This window comes from Geodermatophilus sp. URMC 64 (genome assembly GCF_053502555.1).
In genome coordinates this window covers 2,681,457-2,698,903 of sequence record NZ_CP199955.1, presented here as the reverse complement: position 1 = coordinate 2,698,903, position 17,447 = coordinate 2,681,457, and the positions used below count along the sequence as shown (strand labels likewise).

17 protein-coding genes are annotated in these 17,447 nt (G+C 74.7%); 14 read left to right on the top strand and 3 right to left on the bottom strand.

Going from position 1 to position 17,447, the window contains the following annotated elements; translation table 11 throughout:
- Positions 1-11: 11 nt before the first annotated feature.
- Positions 12-2,354: an ATP-binding protein gene (locus ACWIYF_RS13220; RefSeq protein WP_448628596.1), complete on the bottom strand. Its 2,343-nt coding sequence runs from the start codon at positions 2,352-2,354 to the stop codon at positions 12-14.
- Between the two features lie 293 nt (positions 2,355-2,647).
- Here ACWIYF_RS13220 and ACWIYF_RS13215 point away from each other — a divergent pair, with 293 nt between their 5' ends.
- From ACWIYF_RS13215 to ACWIYF_RS13200, 4 genes are read left to right on the top strand one after another with little or no spacing between them, the layout of a single operon-like run.
- Positions 2,648-3,178, top strand: coding sequence for a cupin domain-containing protein (locus ACWIYF_RS13215; RefSeq protein WP_448628595.1), 531 nt, complete (start codon positions 2,648-2,650; stop codon positions 3,176-3,178).
- A gap of 10 nt (positions 3,179-3,188) precedes the next feature.
- Positions 3,189-4,643 (top strand): protein adenylyltransferase SelO, encoded by a 1,455-nt coding sequence (locus tag ACWIYF_RS13210; protein ID WP_448628594.1) that lies wholly within the window; start codon positions 3,189-3,191, stop codon positions 4,641-4,643.
- Between the two features lie 56 nt (positions 4,644-4,699).
- The gene (locus ACWIYF_RS13205; protein WP_448628593.1) at positions 4,700-5,494 is read left to right on the top strand and encodes a crotonase/enoyl-CoA hydratase family protein; all 795 of its coding nucleotides are present in this window, start codon (positions 4,700-4,702) and stop codon (positions 5,492-5,494) included.
- Between the two features lie 55 nt (positions 5,495-5,549).
- Positions 5,550-7,076, top strand: a complete 1,527-nt coding sequence (locus ACWIYF_RS13200) for an acetyl-CoA hydrolase/transferase family protein (RefSeq protein WP_448628750.1) — start codon at positions 5,550-5,552, stop codon at positions 7,074-7,076.
- 49 nt (positions 7,077-7,125) lie between these two features.
- Here ACWIYF_RS13200 and ACWIYF_RS13195 read toward each other — a convergent pair whose 3' ends face one another.
- Positions 7,126-7,851, bottom strand: coding sequence for a CPBP family intramembrane glutamic endopeptidase (locus ACWIYF_RS13195; protein WP_448628592.1), 726 nt, complete (start codon positions 7,849-7,851; stop codon positions 7,126-7,128).
- Between the two features lie 2 nt (positions 7,852-7,853).
- Here ACWIYF_RS13195 and ACWIYF_RS13190 point away from each other — a divergent pair, with 2 nt between their 5' ends.
- Entirely contained in the window at positions 7,854-8,243 is a 390-nt protein-coding gene (locus ACWIYF_RS13190; RefSeq protein ID WP_448628591.1) for a hypothetical protein, read from the top strand.
- The gene (locus tag ACWIYF_RS13185) at positions 8,240-8,437 is read left to right on the top strand and encodes a DUF6186 family protein (RefSeq protein ID WP_448628590.1); all 198 of its coding nucleotides are present in this window, start codon (positions 8,240-8,242) and stop codon (positions 8,435-8,437) included. The genes ACWIYF_RS13190 and ACWIYF_RS13185 overlap by 4 nt, the downstream gene beginning before the upstream one ends.
- Positions 8,438-8,455: 18 nt before the next feature.
- Here ACWIYF_RS13185 and ACWIYF_RS13180 read toward each other — a convergent pair whose 3' ends face one another.
- Positions 8,456-9,100, bottom strand: a complete 645-nt coding sequence (locus ACWIYF_RS13180; protein WP_448628589.1) for a TetR/AcrR family transcriptional regulator — start codon at positions 9,098-9,100, stop codon at positions 8,456-8,458.
- 219 nt (positions 9,101-9,319) lie between these two features.
- Here ACWIYF_RS13180 and ACWIYF_RS13175 point away from each other — a divergent pair, with 219 nt between their 5' ends.
- Genes ACWIYF_RS13175 through ACWIYF_RS13140 form a run of 8 tightly spaced genes read left to right on the top strand, consistent with a single transcriptional unit; the run spans position 9,320 to position 17,443 of the window.
- The gene (locus ACWIYF_RS13175) at positions 9,320-10,972 is read left to right on the top strand and encodes an MFS transporter (RefSeq protein ID WP_448628588.1); all 1,653 of its coding nucleotides are present in this window, start codon (positions 9,320-9,322) and stop codon (positions 10,970-10,972) included.
- Between the two features lie 5 nt (positions 10,973-10,977).
- Complete coding sequence (locus tag ACWIYF_RS13170; protein ID WP_448628587.1) at positions 10,978-12,147, top strand: cytochrome P450; 1,170 nt, start codon at positions 10,978-10,980, stop codon at positions 12,145-12,147.
- Positions 12,144-12,335, top strand: a complete 192-nt coding sequence (locus tag ACWIYF_RS13165) for a ferredoxin (protein WP_448628586.1) — start codon at positions 12,144-12,146, stop codon at positions 12,333-12,335. Before ACWIYF_RS13170 ends, ACWIYF_RS13165 begins: the two co-directional genes overlap by 4 nt.
- Positions 12,332-13,486, top strand: coding sequence for an NAD(P)/FAD-dependent oxidoreductase (locus ACWIYF_RS13160; protein WP_448628585.1), 1,155 nt, complete (start codon positions 12,332-12,334; stop codon positions 13,484-13,486). Before ACWIYF_RS13165 ends, ACWIYF_RS13160 begins: the two co-directional genes overlap by 4 nt.
- Positions 13,483-14,448, top strand: coding sequence for a phosphotriesterase family protein (locus ACWIYF_RS13155; protein WP_448628584.1), 966 nt, complete (start codon positions 13,483-13,485; stop codon positions 14,446-14,448). Before ACWIYF_RS13160 ends, ACWIYF_RS13155 begins: the two co-directional genes overlap by 4 nt.
- A 16-nt stretch (positions 14,449-14,464) precedes the next feature.
- Positions 14,465-15,418 carry a phosphotriesterase family protein gene (locus tag ACWIYF_RS13150; protein WP_448628583.1) on the top strand — a complete coding sequence of 318 codons (954 nt, stop codon included), beginning with the start codon at positions 14,465-14,467 and terminating at the stop codon, positions 15,416-15,418.
- A 13-nt stretch (positions 15,419-15,431) separates the two neighbouring features.
- Positions 15,432-16,535, top strand: a complete 1,104-nt coding sequence (locus ACWIYF_RS13145) for an FAD-dependent oxidoreductase (RefSeq protein WP_448628582.1) — start codon at positions 15,432-15,434, stop codon at positions 16,533-16,535.
- The gene (locus ACWIYF_RS13140; protein ID WP_448628581.1) at positions 16,532-17,443 is read left to right on the top strand and encodes an alpha/beta hydrolase; all 912 of its coding nucleotides are present in this window, start codon (positions 16,532-16,534) and stop codon (positions 17,441-17,443) included. Before ACWIYF_RS13145 ends, ACWIYF_RS13140 begins: the two co-directional genes overlap by 4 nt.
- The last annotated feature ends 4 nt before the right edge of the window (positions 17,444-17,447 follow it).

The following is a 17,447-nucleotide window of genomic DNA, read 5'->3' as shown; positions in this document are numbered from 1 at the left end:
GGGCCTCCCCCCTACGCCGGCCGGCCGGCCGCGTCGGCCAGCGCCTGGTCGAGCACGACCTCGGGCGGCAGGTCCCGTCCCCGGCGCAGCGCCTCGTCGAACGCCGTCCCCAGCGCCGCGCGGCCGCCGGCCAGCGTCCTCTCCTTGAGCTCCGGATCCGGCAGGTAGTAGTGGTAACCGCTGCCCCAGGAGCTGCCGAGCGCGGCCTCGGCGGCGCCGAGGAGCAGCGCGGCGCGCTCCCACCGGCCGGCCTGCCCCTCGAGGACGGCGAGGGCGTCGAGGAAGTAGGCCGTGTTCGCCCGGTCCCCCGTCTCCCCCGACAGGACGACGCCCTCCCGCAGCATGCCCCGGGCGACGTCGAAGCGGCCCTCGGTGGTCGCCGCCTGGGCCAGGTTGTAGAGGGCGACGTAGGTGACCAGCCGGTCGCCCCGCCGACGCGCCGCCGCCAATCCCCGCTCGAACAGGCCGCTCGCGGCGCCCGGGTCCCCGGTGACCAGGCGGACCGTGCCCAGCCACACGAACAGCAGCGAGCGCAGCCAGTCGGCGTCGGCGCGCTCGGCCAGCTCCAGCGCCTCACGGAGGTGCTGCTCCGCCTGCGCCAGTTCCCCCGTGGCCATCTCCACCAGGCCGAGGCCGGCGACGCCGTTGGCCTGCATGGCGACCTCGCCCGAGCGCCGGCCGCACGCGAGGGTCTCGGCCCACCGGTCGGCGGCCACCCTGTAGTCGCTCTCCACGTACGCCAGCGCGGCGGCCGTCGTCGCCGCCATGGCGCGGACGGTGTCGTCGAGGTCGGTGCGCAGCGCCGTCTCGGCCCATTCCCGGCCCTCCCGGTCGCCGCCGCGCAGCCACCACGCGAGCCACATGGCCCAGCACATCCGGGCCGCTGTCGCCGCGTCGCCGGCCCGCAGCGACTCGGCGATGGCGTGCCGGATGTTGCCGTCCTCGGTCCGGAGCAGGCGCAGCCGGTCGACCGCCGCGTCGGTCTCCAGCGCGGGATAGGCCTCCTCGACCAGCCGCAGGTAGCGGGCGGCGTGCGCCGCGGTGACCAGGGGCCGGTCCTCCTCGGCGAGCAGGGAGTCGGCGTACTGGCGGATCGGCTCCAGCATCGAGTACCGCACGTCCCCCGCGGCGTCGTGCACCGCGGCGACGAGCGAGTGCTCGACGAGGTTGCCGAGCGCGGGCAGGACGTCGGCGGGCGGCACCGCCGGCGCGGCCACCGCCTCCGCACCCTCCAGGTCGAAGCCGCCCGCGAAGACGGCCAGCCGCGGGAGCAGCGCCCGCGCCACCGGCTCGAGGAGGTCGAAGCTCCAGTCCAGGGTGGTCCGCAGCCCGCGCTGCCGGGCCGGCAGGTCCAGCGTCCAGCCGGTGGCCAGCGCCTGGTCGAGCCGCTGCAGCAGCGCCGACGGCGAGAGGATCCGGACGTTGGCGGCGACGAGCTCGAGGGCCAGCGGCAGCCCGGACAGCCGCCAGCAGATCGCGGCGATGTCGCCGGCGGTGGCCGGCGTGACGTCGAACGCGGGCAGCACCGCGCGGGCCCGGGACACGAACAGCTCGCCGGCGGCCGACGCCGTCACGTCCTCCGGGGCGGGGTCCTGCGTCGTCGACGGCAGCGGGAGGGGCTCGACCACCCGCTCCTGCTCGCCCCGGACCCGGAGCGGGGCACGGCTGGTGACCAGCACGGTGACCTCCGGGCAGCCGGCGAGGACGTCGGCGACCGTGCCCGCGGCCGCGGTGAGGTGCTCGAAGTTGTCGAGGACCAGCAACAGCTGCAGCGGCCGCAGCAGCTCGATCAGGGGCGCCACCGCATCGGCCTCCCCCGGCCGCAGCTCGCGCAGGCCCAGCGCACGGGCCACCGCGGCCGGCACCGCGCCGGCCTCGGCGACCGGGGCCAGCGGGACGAAGGCGACGCCGTCCCGGAACCGGGGCGCCGCCCGCCGCGCCGCCTCGATCGCCAGCCGCGTCTTGCCGACGCCCCCGGGGCCGGTCAGCGTCAGCAGCCGCGGCCACGGCGCGGTCAGCAGCGCGCCGATCTCGGTGAGGTCGCCGGCCCGCCCGATCAGGGACGTCGCCGGGGTCGGCAGGCCGAGCACCGCGGCGGGCGCCGTCTCCGGGGCTCCGCCGTCGAAGAGCCACTCCCGGTCGGCGTCCGAGAGCGCGAGGGCGCCGGCCAGCGTGCGGACCGTGTGCGGATAGGGCCGCCGCCGCACCCCGCGCTCGAGGGCGCTGATCCCGTTGACGCTCAGCCCGGCACGGTCGGCCAGCTCCGCCTGCGTCATCCGCGCCGCCTCGCGCAGCGCGCGCAGCCGCTCCCCGAAGGACGTGTCCCCCGCTTCCGACGCCCCCGTCACCGGCACGGGCAGATGCTAGGGCGTGTCTGACGGATCCATGCCGACGGGAGCGCCGTCCAGGCGGATGCACCGCAAGGCCGAGGGGTCGCTGGATACCGGGTTTGTATCCAGCGATCCCTCGAACGCAGCGGGGCGCCGCCTGGGCGGTGCTACCGAGGCTGGAGATCCGTCAGACATGCCCTGGGCGCCGTCCCCCGCAGACACGCGGTGTGCGGGTGGTGTGTGGGTGCTGGCCGTTCCGCGGACCCCGGCCGCCCCGGAGGCTCGACGTCGTCCCGACCCGTACCGAAGGAGCCAGGGTGACGTCGACGAGCCGGCAGCCGGTGTACCTCGCCGCGGACCCGGAGACGGCCGTCCGCACGCCGTGGGGCGACCGGATCTCCGAGGTGGTGCCGGTGAACCTGACCAGCGGCGCCTTCTCGTCCCTGCTCGTCGACGCCTCGCCGTCCCCGGACCGGCCGGCCTACGTCCACCACGCGGCGGACGAGGCGTTCGTGGTGCTCAGCGGCACCGCGACGTTCGCCGTGGCCGGGGACGACTACGCCGTGCTCGGCCCCGGCGCGGCCGTGTACGTCCCGCGCGGCGTGCGCCGGTCGTTCCGGACCGGCCCGGCCGGCGCACGGCTGCTCGTCACGCAGACGCCCGGCTGGAAGCTCACCGGCCCGTGCGCGCAGCCGGCCGCCGATCCCGACGGCGAGACGCTCCGGCAGCTCGCCGTCGCGCTGGCCGGCTGCGGGATCGAGCTGCTCGCGTCCCCGCCCCCTGTCCCCGGGCGGGCGACATCGGGTAGCCGGTCGCATCCGCGGCGGCCGGCGCTGTCCGCGCCGTAGTCTCGATGCGGTGAGCGTCGCACCCGCATCGACCGTCGCCCTGGGCGACCGCTTCGCCCGCGAGCTCGGGGAGCTGGCCCTCCCCTGGCAGGCCGATCCGGCGCCCGATCCACGGCTGCTCGTGCTCAACGAGCCGCTGGCCGCCGAGCTCGGCCTCGACCCGGCCTGGCTGGCGAGCCCCGAGGGCGTGCGCCTGCTGGTCGGCAACCATGTCCCGAGCGGCGCCGCCCCGGTGGCGCAGGCCTACGCCGGGCACCAGTTCGGCTGGTACGCCCCGCGCCTCGGCGACGGGCGCGCCCTGCTGCTGGGCGAGCTCGTCGACGCCGACGGCCGGCTGCGCGACCTGCACCTCAAGGGCTCGGGGCGCACGCCGTTCTCGCGCGGCGCCGACGGCCTGGCCGCGGTCGGCCCGATGCTGCGCGAGTACGTCGTCAGTGAGGCGATGCACGCCCTCGGCGTCCCCACGACCCGCTCCCTCGCCGTGGTGGCGACCGGGCGCCAGGTGCGGCGCGAGGCGCTCCTGCCGGGCGCCGTGCTCGCCCGGGTGGCCGCCAGCCACCTGCGCGTGGGCAGCTTCCAGTACGCGCGGGCCACCGGCGACCTCGACCTGCTGCGCCGGCTCACCGACCACGCGATCGCCCGCCACCATCCGGCCGCCGCGGAGGCCGAGCGCCCCGCTGTGGCGCTGTTCGAGGCGGTGGTCGCCGCCCAGGCCTCGCTCGTCGCCCGGTGGATGCTGCTCGGGTTCGTCCACGGCGTCATGAACACCGACAACATGACGGTCTCGGGAGAGACCATCGACTACGGGCCGTGCGCGTTCATGGAGGCCTTCGACCCGGCCACGGTCTACAGCTCGATCGACGACAGCGGCCGCTACGCCTACGGCAACCAGCCGCTCGTGGCCGAGTGGAACCTCGCCCGCTTCGCGGAGGCGCTCCTCCCCCTCTTCTCCGACGACGAGGAGGAGGCGGTGGCGCTCGCGCAGGAATCCCTGGGCGGGTTCCGGCGGGAGTACAGCGCGGCGTGGTCGGCGGGCATGCGGGCGAAGCTGGGGCTGCCCGACGGCGCCGACGACGCGGCGCTGGTCGACGACCTGCTCGCCCTGCTCCAGCAGGACCACGTCGACCACACGTCGTCCTACCGGGCGCTCGCCGGCGCCGCCCGCGGCGACGTCGACCCGGCGCGCAACCTGTTCCTCGACCTGGCCGGCTTCGACGGCTGGCTGGCGCGGTGGCGGGCCCTGGAGCCCGACGCCGACGCGATGGACCGGGTCAACCCCGTCTACATCCCCCGCAACCACCTGGTCGAGGAGGCCCTCGCCGCCGCGACCGACGGCGACCTCGCGCCGCTCGAGCGGCTGCTCGACGCGGTGACCGCCCCCTACGACGAGCGCCCCGGCCTCGACCGCTACGCCGCCCCGGCCCCGCAGGACTTCGGCGCGTACCGGACCTTCTGCGGGACCTGAGCTCTGCCGCTGACCAGCGTTTGACAGCGCCGCCGCCCCGCCCGTAGACAGCGGCGGTGGACGACGAGCAGCGCCGGGTGGCGCTCGAGGTGGCCGACGGCGTGGCGGTCGTCCGGCTGGACCGGCCGGAGAAGCTCAACGCGCTCGACCCGGCGATGTTCGAGGCCCTCGTGGCCGTCGGCACGGAGCTGATCGAGCGCGACGACGTCGGCGCCGTGGTGCTCACCGGCGCCGGCCGCGCCTTCTGCGCCGGGCTCGACTTCGGCTCGTTCGCCGCGATGGCCGAGGGCGGGGCCGGGCGGGTCGTCGTCCCCCGGCCCGCGCTGGGCGCCGCGCGGGCCCTGGGCCAGCAGGCCGTGCACGTCTGGTCGCTGGTCCCGGCGCCGGTGGTCGCCGCCGTGCACGGGTTCGCCTTCGGCGGCGGGCTGCAGATCGCCCTCGGCGCGGACATCCGGATCGTCGCCCCCGACGCGCAGCTGTCGGTCATGGAGATCCAGTGGGGGCTGGTGCCGGACATGTGCGGCACGCAGCTGCTGCCCGAGCTGGTCGGCCGGGACGTCGCCAAGGAGCTCGCGCTCACCGGGCGCAGAGTGACCGGCAGCGACGCGGTCCGGCTGGGCCTGGCCACGCGCGAGGCCGCGGACCCGCTCGCCGAGGCGCTGGCCCTGGCGACCGAGATCGCCGGGCACAGCCGCAGCGCCACCCGCTCGGTGAAGCGGCTGGTGGACCTGGCCGGCCGGGTCGACCTGGCGGAGGGCCTGCAGGCCGAGCAGGACGCCATCGGCGCGCTCATCGGCTCCGAGGAGCAGGCCGCCGTGGTGCGCCGCCGGCTCGGGACGACGGCCGGGTAGCGCCGACCCCGCCCGGGTAGGTGCGCGGAGCCCGACAGCGCACGGCGGGAAGGGGATCGGCCATGGGGGGAAGCGGACGGATCCGGCACCCGGGGCTGGCGCGCAAGGTCGTGCCCGCCGAGGCGGCCGCGGCCATGATCGAACCGGGCGCGACCGTCGGGATGAGCGGGTTCACCGGCGCCGGTACCCCAAGCAGGTACCGCTGGCCCTCGCGCGGCGGATCACCGAGGCCAACGCGGCCGGCGCGCGCTTCCGGATCAACGTCTGGACCGGTGCGTCGACCGCACCGGAGCTGGACGGCGCCCTCGCGGCGGCCGACGGGATCGAGCTGCGGCTGCCCTACCAGTCCGATCCGGTCAGCCGCGAGAAGATCAACAACGGCTCGATGGAGTACATCGACGTCCACCTGTCCCACGTCGCTCAGCTGGTGTGGATGGGCTTCCTCGGGCACCTCGACGTGGCCCTGGTCGAGGTCAGCGGCATCACGGCGGACGGTGCCCTCGTGCCCTCGTCGTCCGTCGGCAACAACAAGACCTGGATCGATCAGGCCGACGCGGTGATCCTCGAGGTCAACTCCTGGCAGAGCGCGGACCTCGACGGGATGCACGACATCTACTACGGCACCGCGCTGCCCCCGAACCGTCGGCCGATCCCCCTGGTCGCGCCCGGTGACCGGATCGGCGAGCCGCACCTGCGCTGCGACCCGGACAAGGTGGTCGCCGTCGTCGAGACCGACGCCCCCGACCGCAACTCCCCCTTCACCCCGCCCGACGAGAGCTCCCGGCGGATCGCCGGGCACCTCATCGAGTTCCTCGAGCACGAGGTCGCGCGCGGCCGCCTGCCGGCCGAGCTGCTCCCGGTCCAGTCGGGAGTGGGCAACGTGGCCAACGCGGCCCTGGCGGAGCTGGCGCAGTCGCGGTTCGAGAACCTCACCGCCTACACCGAGGTCATCCAGGACGGCATGCTCGGCCTGCTGAAGGAGGGGACGCTCACGATGGCCTCGGCCACCGCCTTCTCCCTGAGCCCCGACGCCATCGCCGACTTCAACGACAACGCGCGGTACTACCGGGACCGGATCGTGCTGCGCCCGCAGGAGATCAGCAACCACCCCGAGCTCGTGCGGCGGCTCGGCGTGCTGGCCATGAACGGGGTGATCGAGGCCGACCTCTACGGCAACGTCAACTCCACGCACCTCATGGGCAGCCGGATCCAGAACGGCATCGGCGGCTCCGGGGACTTCGCCCGCAACGCCTACATCTCCTTCTTCGTCACCCCGTCGACGGCGAAGGGCGGCGCGATCTCGAGCATCGTGCCGATGGTCTCCCACGTCGACCACACCGAGCACGACGTCCACGTGATCGTCACCGAGCAGGGCCTGGCCGATCTGCGCGGGCTGGCGCCGCGGCGCCGGGCCCGCGTGCTGATCGACCGGTGCGCGCACCCGGACTACCGGCCGATGCTCGAGGACTACTTCGAGCGGGCGATGCACGGCGCGTTCGGCCGCCAGACCCCCCACCTGCTCGAGGAGGCGCTGAGCTGGCACGCGCGCTACGTGCGGACCGGGAGCATGACGCCGTCCTGACCACTCCCCGCCTCGCGGGCCGCTCCCCCGGGGTCGGTCCGGCACACCGTCAGCTGACCCGACCGAGGCGGTGCGCCGCCGCGGCGGCCAGCGTGCCGACGTCGTTCGTCGCCAGGTGGAGCAGCAGCGGGGCGACCAGGCTCCCGCTCCGCGTCCGCAGCCAGGCGAGGAGCACTCCGGCTCCCGCGGTCAGCGCACAGCCGAGGACCACGGTCAGGCCGCGGCCCAGCGGTCCCTCGGCCAGATCGTTGGCCGCCACCGCGCTCAGCGTGGGACGGATGTGCCACACCCCGAAGACGGCGGCCGAGCCGGCGATCGCGGCAGGCACCGGCAGCACCCGGGTCAGCGCGGCGAGCAGGACCCCCCGGAACGCCGTCTCCTCCCACAGCACGGTGCCGAACGGGATCCGGACCAGCACCTGGTACGCGATGTCACCGCCGTCGGCCCCGGCGAGCCGGGCGTCGGCGAACAGCGGCCGGAGCGCAGGGACCGCCAGGCCGGCCGCGCAGCCGGCGACGACTCCGGCGACGCAGATGCCGCCCCACGCCAGGCCGGCCCGGAGCCGCGTCCGGTCGAGGCCCACCTCGGCCCAGGAGAGGCCGATGGCTCGGGCGGCCAGGAGCACCAGTCCCGTCGCCGCGACGTTGGCCGGCACGTAGGAGGCGGGTGAGCCGGGGAGCCGGGTGATGACGAGGTTGTTCCACGCGCCGAGGCCCAGGGCGAGCGCGGCGGCGAAGGCGACGGCTCTCCTGCGGCCGGGTGGGCGAGCATGCACGGGTGAGGTCTTCCCCCGTCGCGCGCGTGCTCATGTCCGCCGCCGTGGCTGTGCCCTGCGTCGCCGCGGTCGCGGTGGCGGGCGAGTTGTCCCTCGGTGCGCTGCTCGGGGTCGGGGCCGCAGGCGGGGTCGTGGTCGTCCTCGGGCTGGTCCGCCGGTCCGGAGAGGCCGCTGCACCGGTGGGCCGCCGGGGCCTGCCCTGGCTGGCGTGGGGAGCAGCGGTGGTGTCGTGGGAGCTGGCGACGCTGGCGGCCGCCGACGTCCCGACGGTCAGCGATCTGGCGGATCCGCTCCTCGCGCACCCGGTGCTGCGCGGCGCGGCCACCGTGTGCTGGCTGGCCGGCGGCGCGTGGTTGCTCGCCCGCCCGCGGCGCCGGCCGTACGCCCCGTGAGCGGCACCGCGGCGAGCGTCGCCGGTGCCGTGACCCTCCTCGTCGTCGCGCTGGCGCTGGAGGGCTGCGCCCGGCGTCGCCTCGGCCCAGCGACCGCGGCCGAGGCTCTGGGCGCCGCCATGCGGACCACCGGCGGCCGCGCCACCGTGCTGATCGCGTGGCTCTGGCTGGGCGTGCACTTCCTGGCCCGCTGACGCCGGCTGCCCGTTCCGTCAGCGGCGGCCCGGCCGCTCCCCCGCCGAGGTCCCGTCGTCGGACAGCAACCGCCACCAGCTGTCGGTGAGCACCTCGATCATCGCGTCGAGCTCGGCGCGGTCGCGCCCCCGCGCCCAGGTGCGGGCGACGTGGTCGAGCTGGGCGAAGGCGAGCACGCCGCGCATGTGCCGCGTGCCCTGCTCGAAGCGGCCGGCCTGGTCCAGGCCGTCCTCGATGTCCGACGCGACCTCCTCGATCCACTGGTCGACGAGCCCGCGCAGCTCGGGGTCGACGGCGGCCGCCTCGAACGCCGCGTTCGTGTACGGCCGGATCGTGTCCCACTGCTTCGACCGCTCGAGCAGCCACGCCCCGATGGTCTCCCGCGTGCCCTCGCGGACGGCGGCGACCAGCGCGTTCTCGGTGGTGCCGTGCCCGGGGTCGCTGATCCGCTCGAGGATCGAGTTCAGCTCGGCGATCAGCTCCCTCATCAGGTCGCTGCGCGACGGGAAGTACGCGTAGAAGGTCACCCGTGTCGTCCCGGCCGCGGCGGCGATGTCGTCGACCGTCGTCGCCGCGAAGCCCTTGGCCTCGAACAGCTCCAGCGCCGTGGAGAGCAGGAGCCGGCGGGTCATCTCCTTCTGCGCCGCACGCAGACCCGCCACGTCAGCCTCCCGCGGCCGGTCGGTGCGTCATGGCGACCAGCGTATGGCAGTCCACCTGCCCCCAGCCATACACGGCGACCTTTTCCTTGACACGATGTAAATCTAGATGACATGGTGCACACCGTTCTCATGACCGGCACACACCGCCGGCACGGCCACCACCCCCATGCCTCATCCGACCGTCGACCGGTCGTGTCCCGACTCTCGAAGGAGAGAGCCATGGCAACGAACCCCGAAGTCACCGCGCCGCCGTCCCCGCCGGGGACGCGGCCCACCCGCGTCGCCGGAACCCTCGTCGCGGCCTGCGTGGCGGTGCTGGTGGCGCAGGTCGCCAACGCCCTGCCGGCATCGCTCAACGGCCTGTTCCAGTCCGACCTGCAGACCACCGGTTCCCAGCTCACCTGGATCACGGCCGCGTTCATGATCGCGGTGGTCGTCTTCGAGCTCACCTTCGGCGCGCTCGGTGACCTGTTCGGACGGCGCCGGCTGCAGATGTACGGCGCCGCGCTGCTGGTCATCGGCTCCGTGGTCAGCGCCGTCGCCCCCACGGTGCAGGTGCTGTGGGTCGGCGCCGCGCTCAACGGCCTCGCCGCCGGCGCGATGTTCCCCGCATCCCTGGCTCTCGTGGCCGCGGTGACGCACACGCCCGAGTCCCGGGCCCGCGGCATCGCCCTGTGGGCCGGGTTCCTCTCGGCCGGCGCCGCGGTCTCCCCGCTGCTCGGCGGGGTGTTCGCCGAGGTGGGCTCGTGGCGCGGGTCGTTCCTCATCGTCGCCGGCCTGGCCGTCGTCACGGTCGTCGCGACCCGGCTGCTGTCGGCGGAGTCGATCGCGCCGGAGGGCCGCGGCCTCGACGTCGCCGGGCAGGTCACCTTCGCGATCGGGCTGATCGCCGTCCTCTACGCGCTGGTGCAGGGGGCGGAGGACGGCTGGACCCGGCCGCACATCCTGCTCGCCCTGGCGGTGGGTGTGGTGTTCCTGGCCGCGTTCGTCGTCGTCGAGCGGCGGGCGGCGACGCCGCTGCTCGACCTGGACATCTTCCGCAACCGGGCCTTCTCCGTGGCCTCGGTCGTGACCGTGGTCGGCATGTTCGCCTTCCTGGGGTCGTGCTTCGCGTTCAGCATCTGGCTGGGCGCGGTCCAGCACCAGGCGCCGGCCCGGGTCGGCCTGCCGCTGCTGCTCATCCAGGCTCCGGCCTTCGTGCTCATTCCCGTGATCTCGCGGCTCCTGGCGCGGGTCAGCGCCCGCTGGCTGCTCACCGTGGGCTTCGCGCTCATGGCGGTGGGCGCCTGGCTCGCCTCCGGGCTGGAGGTGCAGGACACGAGCCTGCTGCCGATGGTGGCGCCCGCCCTGCTGATCGGCGTCGGGTTCGCCCTCTCGGTCAGCTCGTTCACCGCGGTGGCGATCAACACCGTGCCGCTGCACCAGGCGGGCATGGCCAGCGCCACCACCAACCTGCTCCGCGACCTCGGCTTCGCCCTGGGGCCGATCATCGTGGGCGCCGTCGCGCTGAGCACCGCCGGCGAGAAGCTGGGCGCCGCGCTCGCGACCGCCGACCTGTCCCCGGACCAGGCCGGTGCCGCCACCGGGGTGTTCCAGGCGGGCGGACCGCTCGCGGTCAACGGGCTGCCACCGGAGGCGCCGGGCGCCGCGGCCCACGGCCTGGCGCTCGACGCCCTCGGCAGCGGGTTCTCCACGGCGTTCGCCGTCTGCGCGATCGCGGCGCTGGTCGCCGCGCTGCTGACGCTGGTCGGCCTGTCCGGCCGCGGTCGCGACACCAAGCCGTCGGCGGAGTCGCTCCACGACCCGCTGCACCCCGACCTCCCCGGCGAGCAGCCCCCGGCCGTGCGACCGCTGGCGACGGACGGGGTGTGACGACGATGGCCGTCCCCACCTCTGACATCGACCTCTTCGCCGACGAGGTCCTGCTCGACCCGTACCCGTGCTACGCCCGGCTCCGCGAGCTGGGCGGGGTCGTGCACCTGCCGGTGAACGACGTCTACGCCCTCACGCGGTACGACGTCATCCGCGGCGCCCTCGGCGACTGGGAGACCTTCTCGTCGCGGACGATCGGGTTCAACCCGATGGTCAACGAGGCCCTGCAGGGCACCTCGCTCGCCTCGGACCCGCCGGTCCACAGCACGCTCCGGGCGACGCTGACCGAGAACCTGTCCCCGCGGGCCCTGCGGGGTCTGAAGACGGCGATCGACGCCAAGGCCGCGGCCCTGGTCGACGACCTGGTCGCGCAGGGCTCGTTCGAGGCGATCGACGCCCTCGCCCGCGCCTTCCCGCTCGCGGTCGTCGCCGACCTGATCGGCTTCACCGGCCGCGTCCGCGACAACATGCTGCGCTGGGGCCAGGCCGCGATGCAGGTCATCGGCCCGATGAACCAGCGGACGGCGGAGAGCTTCCCCATCGCCGGTGAGCTCTACGCCTGGTGCTCCGGGGTCACCGCCGACGACCTCGCGCCCGGTTCGGTGGGCCGCGGCATCTTCGACGCCGAGGCCCGCGGGGACATCCCGCCGAACACGGCCGGGCACATCATCCACCAGTACCTCGGGGCCGGGGTCGACACGACGATCGCTGCGATCGGCAACGTCGTCGCCCTCTTCGGGGCGTACCCCGACCAGTTCGACCTGGTGCGCAAGGACCCCTCCCTCGTGCCGGCCGCCTTCGCCGAGGTGCTCCGCTTCTGGGTCCCCATCCACGCCTGGGGCCGCCACGTGACCAGGGGCGTCGAGATCGACGGCACCACGGTGCCGGCCGGCTCCCAGGTCGCGCTGCTCCTGGGTGCCGGCAACCACGACCCGCGCCACTACGAGGACCCGGACGCCTTCCTCGTCGAGCGCAACCCGGTCGACCACCTGTCCTTCGGTTACGGCCCGCACGGCTGCGCCGGCCAGGGGCTGGCGCGGCTCGAGGCGCACGCCGTGATCGAGGCGCTCGTCACCCGCGTCCAGCGCCTGGTCGTGGGCGAGGAGGTCCGCGTGCCGAGCAACATCACCCGGAGCATCGAGAAGCTCCCGGTCCTCGAGGTCGTGCCGGCATGAGGATCGCCGCGGACCGGGAGCGCTGCGAGGGGCACGGCCTGTGCGCCGACACCGCACCCGAGGTCTACGACCTCGACGACGAGGCCGTCGTCGTCCTCCGGCACGAGGTCGTGCCGCACGAGATGGAGCGCGGGGCCGAGGCCGGGGCGCGGGTGTGCCCCGTGGCAGCGCTGCGGGTCGAGCCGTGAGCGTGCGGAAGGTCGTCGTCGTCGGCGGGTCCATCGCGGCGCTGACCGCGGTGCAGATGCTGCGGATGGAGGACTTCGACGGCCGGATCACCGTGCTCAGCGACGAGGACGTGCCGCCCTACACCCGGGTGCCGCTGTCCAAGGGCGTGCTCGCCGGCACCGAGTCGATCGACGACGTCCTCCTCGCACCCCTCGCGGACGACGTCGATCTGCGCCTGCGGACCCCGGCCACCGGACTGGACCTGGCCACGCGGAGCGTGCGCACCCCCGCCGGGCCGGTGCGCTACGACGGCCTGGTTCTCGCCACCGGCGGCCGCGCCCGCCGGCTGGGCACGCCCGACCAGGACGAGCGGGTGCTGCGCACGCACGGCGACTGCGCCCGCCTGCGCGGCGACCTGGCCGCGGCCTCCTCCGTGCTCATCGTGGGCGGCGGGTTCCTCGGCACGGAGATCGCCTCGACGGCCGCCGCGCTGGGCAAGGACGTCACCCTCGTCGACCTCGCCCCGCCGCTGGACCGGCTGCTCGGCACGGTCGTCGGCGCGCACGTGCGGTCGGCGGCCACGCGGGCCGGCGTCCGCATCGTCGTGACCGACGGCGGCGTCCGGCTGCTCGGCGCGCCGCGCGTCACCGGCGTCGAGCTGGCCGACGGCAGCCGCCTGGAGGCCGGCCTCGTCGTCTCGGCGGTCGGGGACGTGCCCGACGTCGAGTGGCTCGCCGGCTCCGGGGTGCGGCTGCACGGCGGGGTCGTCGTCGACGACCGCTGCCGGGTGACTCGCCACGTCGTCGCCGCGGGCGACGTCGCCGTGATGGCGGACGGCGACGGGCGGCTGACCCGCTCGCCGCACTGGACCAACGCCGTCGAGCAGGCCCGCGCCGCGGTCCGCGCGCTGCTGCACGGGGACTCCGCCGCCCCCTACCGGCCGTCGCAGTACTGCTGGACCGAGCAGTTCGGTCTCGACGTCAAGCTGGTCGGGGCCCTCCGTCCCCGGGGTGAGCCGGCCCTGCTCGACGGCTCGCTGGACGCCGGCTCCGCGCTGCTGGCCTGGCCCGACGCCACCGCGCCGCGCACCGTCGTCGCGCTCAACCACCCCACCCCGCCCGCCAGGCTCAAGCGCCTCCTCGCGCGAGCCGCAGTAGGAGCCGCCGCATGAACATCGTCAACACCGTCCTCGGGCCCGTCCCCGCCGCCGACCTGGGCGTCGTCGCCGTCCACGAGTCCCTGCTCTCCGTGGTCCCGGGCGCCGAGCACGCGTACGACATCCCCTTCGACCGGGCGGAGATCTTCCGGACCGTCGCCCGGAAGCTGACCGCGTTCCGGGAGGCCGGTGGCGGGACGGTCGTCGACAGCACCGGCATGTTCCACGGCCGCGACGTGCGGCTGTACGAGGCGCTCTCCCGCTCGACCGGCGTCCACCTCGTGGCCTCGACCGGCATGGGGCCCGAGGAGAACCTCGGCGGCTACTTCCTCACCCCGCAGACCGACCCACCGACCCCCTGGCCGGCCGAGAGGTTCGCCGACCTCTTCGCCCGGGAGGTCACCGAGGGCATGGTGGTCCCCCGCGTGGAGCGACGCGGCGCCGCCGGACTCGTGGCCACGGCGGCCACCCGTGCGGGGACGACCCCGACCGACCAGAGCCTCCTCCGCGGGGCCGCCCGTGCCGCTCTCACCACCGGCGTCCCGGTCTCCATCCGCTACGGCGCCGATGCGCTCGAGGACCTCCAGGTCGTCCTCGACGAGGGCCTGCCGGCCGGCCGCGTGGTCGTCGGGGACCTGGACCGGAGGGACGCCGTCGCGGCCGGCTGGCCCGCCGCCGTGGCGGAGCGCGGCGCCTACGTCGCGGTCGACCACGTCGGCCTGAACGACGACGACGACGTCGTGCCGGACGCCGATCGCGCCGCGCTGGTCGCCGAGCTCGTCGCGGCCGGCCACGCGGACCGGGTGCTGCTCTCGTGCAACGCGATCGGCAAGGCGCTGGGGCAGCCGGCCTACGAGCTGCCGTACGCGCACGTGCTCACCGCGTTCGTCCCACTGCTCGCGCAGCACGGCGTCGCCGGCGAGGACATCCAGCGCCTCCTGGTCGCGAACCCGCGCGACCTGCTGACGGTGCGCTGAGAGAGCGGAGGAGCACATGTCCCGCGTCAACACCGTCCTCGGCCCGGTGGCGCCCGAGGAGCTCGGCCTGGTCGCCGTCCACGAGCACATCGGCTACGGCATGCCCGGCTCGGAGCTGGACACCCAGTGGTGGAAGACCCCCGAGCAGCGCTACGAGGAGACCGTCCCCAAGCTGCGCCGGTTCCACCAGTACGGCGGCGGCACCTTCGTCGACGCCACCGGCATCTGCAACGGCCGCGACGTCGACTACTACAAGTCGCTGTCCGCGAAGACCGGCGTGCACATCGTCGCGTGCACCGGCTTCGTCGGCGGCGACACCGCGCTGCGCTTCTTCGCCGAGGCCAGCGTCGACTACCTCATGCGGCAGTTCGTCCACGAGATCACCGTCGGCATCGGTGACACCGGCAGCAGGGCCGGGATCATCAAGGTCGGCGTGAGCCGCGGCTTCCGCATGAGGGAGCTCGACCTGCGCATCTACCGCGCAGCGTCCCGCGCCGCGCTGCTCACCGGGGTGCCGATCTTCACCCACCTCGCGGTGGACGTGGAGCCGGCGCTGGCGGTCTTCGCCGAGGAGGGCCTCCCGCTCGACCGCGTGCTCTTCGGGCACGCCGACGACGGCGTCAGCCAGGGCAAGGTGAACGAAGGGGCGATCCTCGGCGGCGGCGGCCGGATCGGCTTCGACACCTTCGGCTACGACCTCGAGCTGCCCGACCCGCCGTTCTGGGGACGGCACCGCCGGGAGCGCCTCGAGCACTTCCTCCGCCTGGTCCGCGACGGGCACGCCGACCAGGTGCTCGCCTCCGCCGACGCCAACTGCAGCCCGCTCGGCTGGCCCGGCGTCGAGGGCCACACCGTCAACTACATCTACGAGCAGCTCATCCCCGACCTGCGCGACGAAGGCATCGACGACGCCACGATCCACCGGATCTTCGTCGAGAACCCCGCCGGCTTCCTGGCCATCCGGAACTGAAGAGAGAAGCACGATGGACATCGAGGACCTGAAGATCGCCGTCGTCGGCGCGGGCTACGGCGGCGCGGCGGTGGCCAAGGGCCTGAGCCTGCTCGGCGCCGACGTCACCGTCTACGAGCAGGCGAACCGGATCCGGGAAGTGGGCGCGGGCATCGGGCTGCGTCCCTCCACCATGGACCGGTTCCGCCAGTGGGGGATCTTCGACGCGATCACTGCGGTGAGCTCGCCGAGCGACTACTTCGAGATCCTCACCGCCACCGGCGACCCGATCGCGAAGGACTCGTGGCCGGGCATGGACGACTACGAGGTCCCGACGCACACCCACCTGATCCACCGCGGGGACTTCATCGACGCGCTCGTGGGCGTGCTGCCCCGGGGCATGGTGCGCCTGGGCTGCAAGCTGACCACGGTCGAGGACCGGGGCGAGCGCTCCGTCCTCACGTTCACGAACGGCGAGACCGTCGAGGCCGACCTCGTCGTCGGCGCCGACGGCATCAGGTCGACGGTGCGCGCCCAGCTGTTCAGCGACGCCGAGCCGGTGTTCTCCGGGGAGCACGCCTACCGCGTGGTGATCTCCGCCGACGACGCCCACGGACTGGTCGTCGACGACAACCTGCGCATGTACATCGGCCGGGGCACGAAGGTCTACCTGCTGCCGCTGCGCCACCGGGGCGGCCTGTCGTTCGACGTCACCTCCCTGGACCCGGACAGCACCTGGGCGCCGCAGGTCACCAAGGACGACCTGCTGGCCAAGGTGGAGGGCTTCGACGAGCGCATCGTGAACATCGCGCGCGACCTCGACCTCGACGCCGTCAACGTGCGCGCGGTCTACGACATCGACCCGGTCGACACCTGGCACTCGGACTCCGTCGTCCTCATCGGCGACGCGGCCCACGCGATGCTGCACCACCAGGGCCAGGGCGCGAACTCGGCGATCCTGGACGCCGGCGCCCTCGTCGACGCCCTGCGCGACGCGGACTCCGTCCCCGCGGCGCTCGCCGCGTACCAGGCGGCCCGCAAGCCGGTCACCGACGAGCTGCAGCGCATCTCCCGCAACGGGTGGACCGCCGACGAGCTCGAGGACGTCTTCCCCGGCCAGAAGGTCGCCGCCCGATGACCCTGCACCCGACGATCGCCGAGGTCCTCGCCACCCTGCCCGCGCCGCCCCCGGGCCCGCTCGACCCGGCAGCGCTGCGCGCGGCCGAGGAGGCGCAGGTGCCCCCGGTCGAGGAGCGCCTGCCGCTGCACTCGGTCGAGGACACGACCGCGCGCGGCGTGCCCGTCCGGATCTACACCCCGGTCCAGGCGGACGCCTACGGCCTGGTCGTGTACTTCCACGGCGGCGCGTTCTTCCTCGGCAGCCTGGAGACCCACGACCACGTCGCGCGGGCCCTGGCCAGGGAGACCGGGCGGAAGGTCGTGTCCGTCGGCTACCGCCGGGCGCCCGAGGGGCGGTTCCCCGCCGGGCTGCAGGACTGCTACGCGGTCGTCCGGTGGGCCGCCGAGAACGGCGAGCGCCTGGCGTGGGACGGCGGGACCCTCGCGATCGCCGGCGACAGCTCCGGCGGGAACTTCGTCGCCGTCGTCGCCGCGATGGCCGCAGACGACGGGTTCGACCGCATCACCCACCAGGTGCTCTTCTACCCGTCCCTGGACCTCGACTTCGACGTCGACCGCTACCCGTCGCTGCGCGAGAACGCCGAGGGGTACGGCCTGGAGACGGCCGGCCTGAGGCCGTTCAACGCCTTCTACCTCGACAGCGGCGCGGACCCGGCCGACCCCCGCGTCTCCCCGATCAAGCGCCGGGACCTCTCCGGGCTGCCCCCGGCCCTCGTCATCACCGCGGAGCACGACCCGATGCGCGACGAGGGCGAGCTCTACGGCCGGCGGCTGGCCGAGGCCGGGGTGGCCGCGACGGTGAGCCGGTACAGCGGCGCCGGGCACGGTTTCGTGCAGCACTTCTCCTGGATCCCGGAGTACGGCCGGGCGTTCCGGGAGACCGCCGAGTTCCTGGACCGGAGCTGAGCGC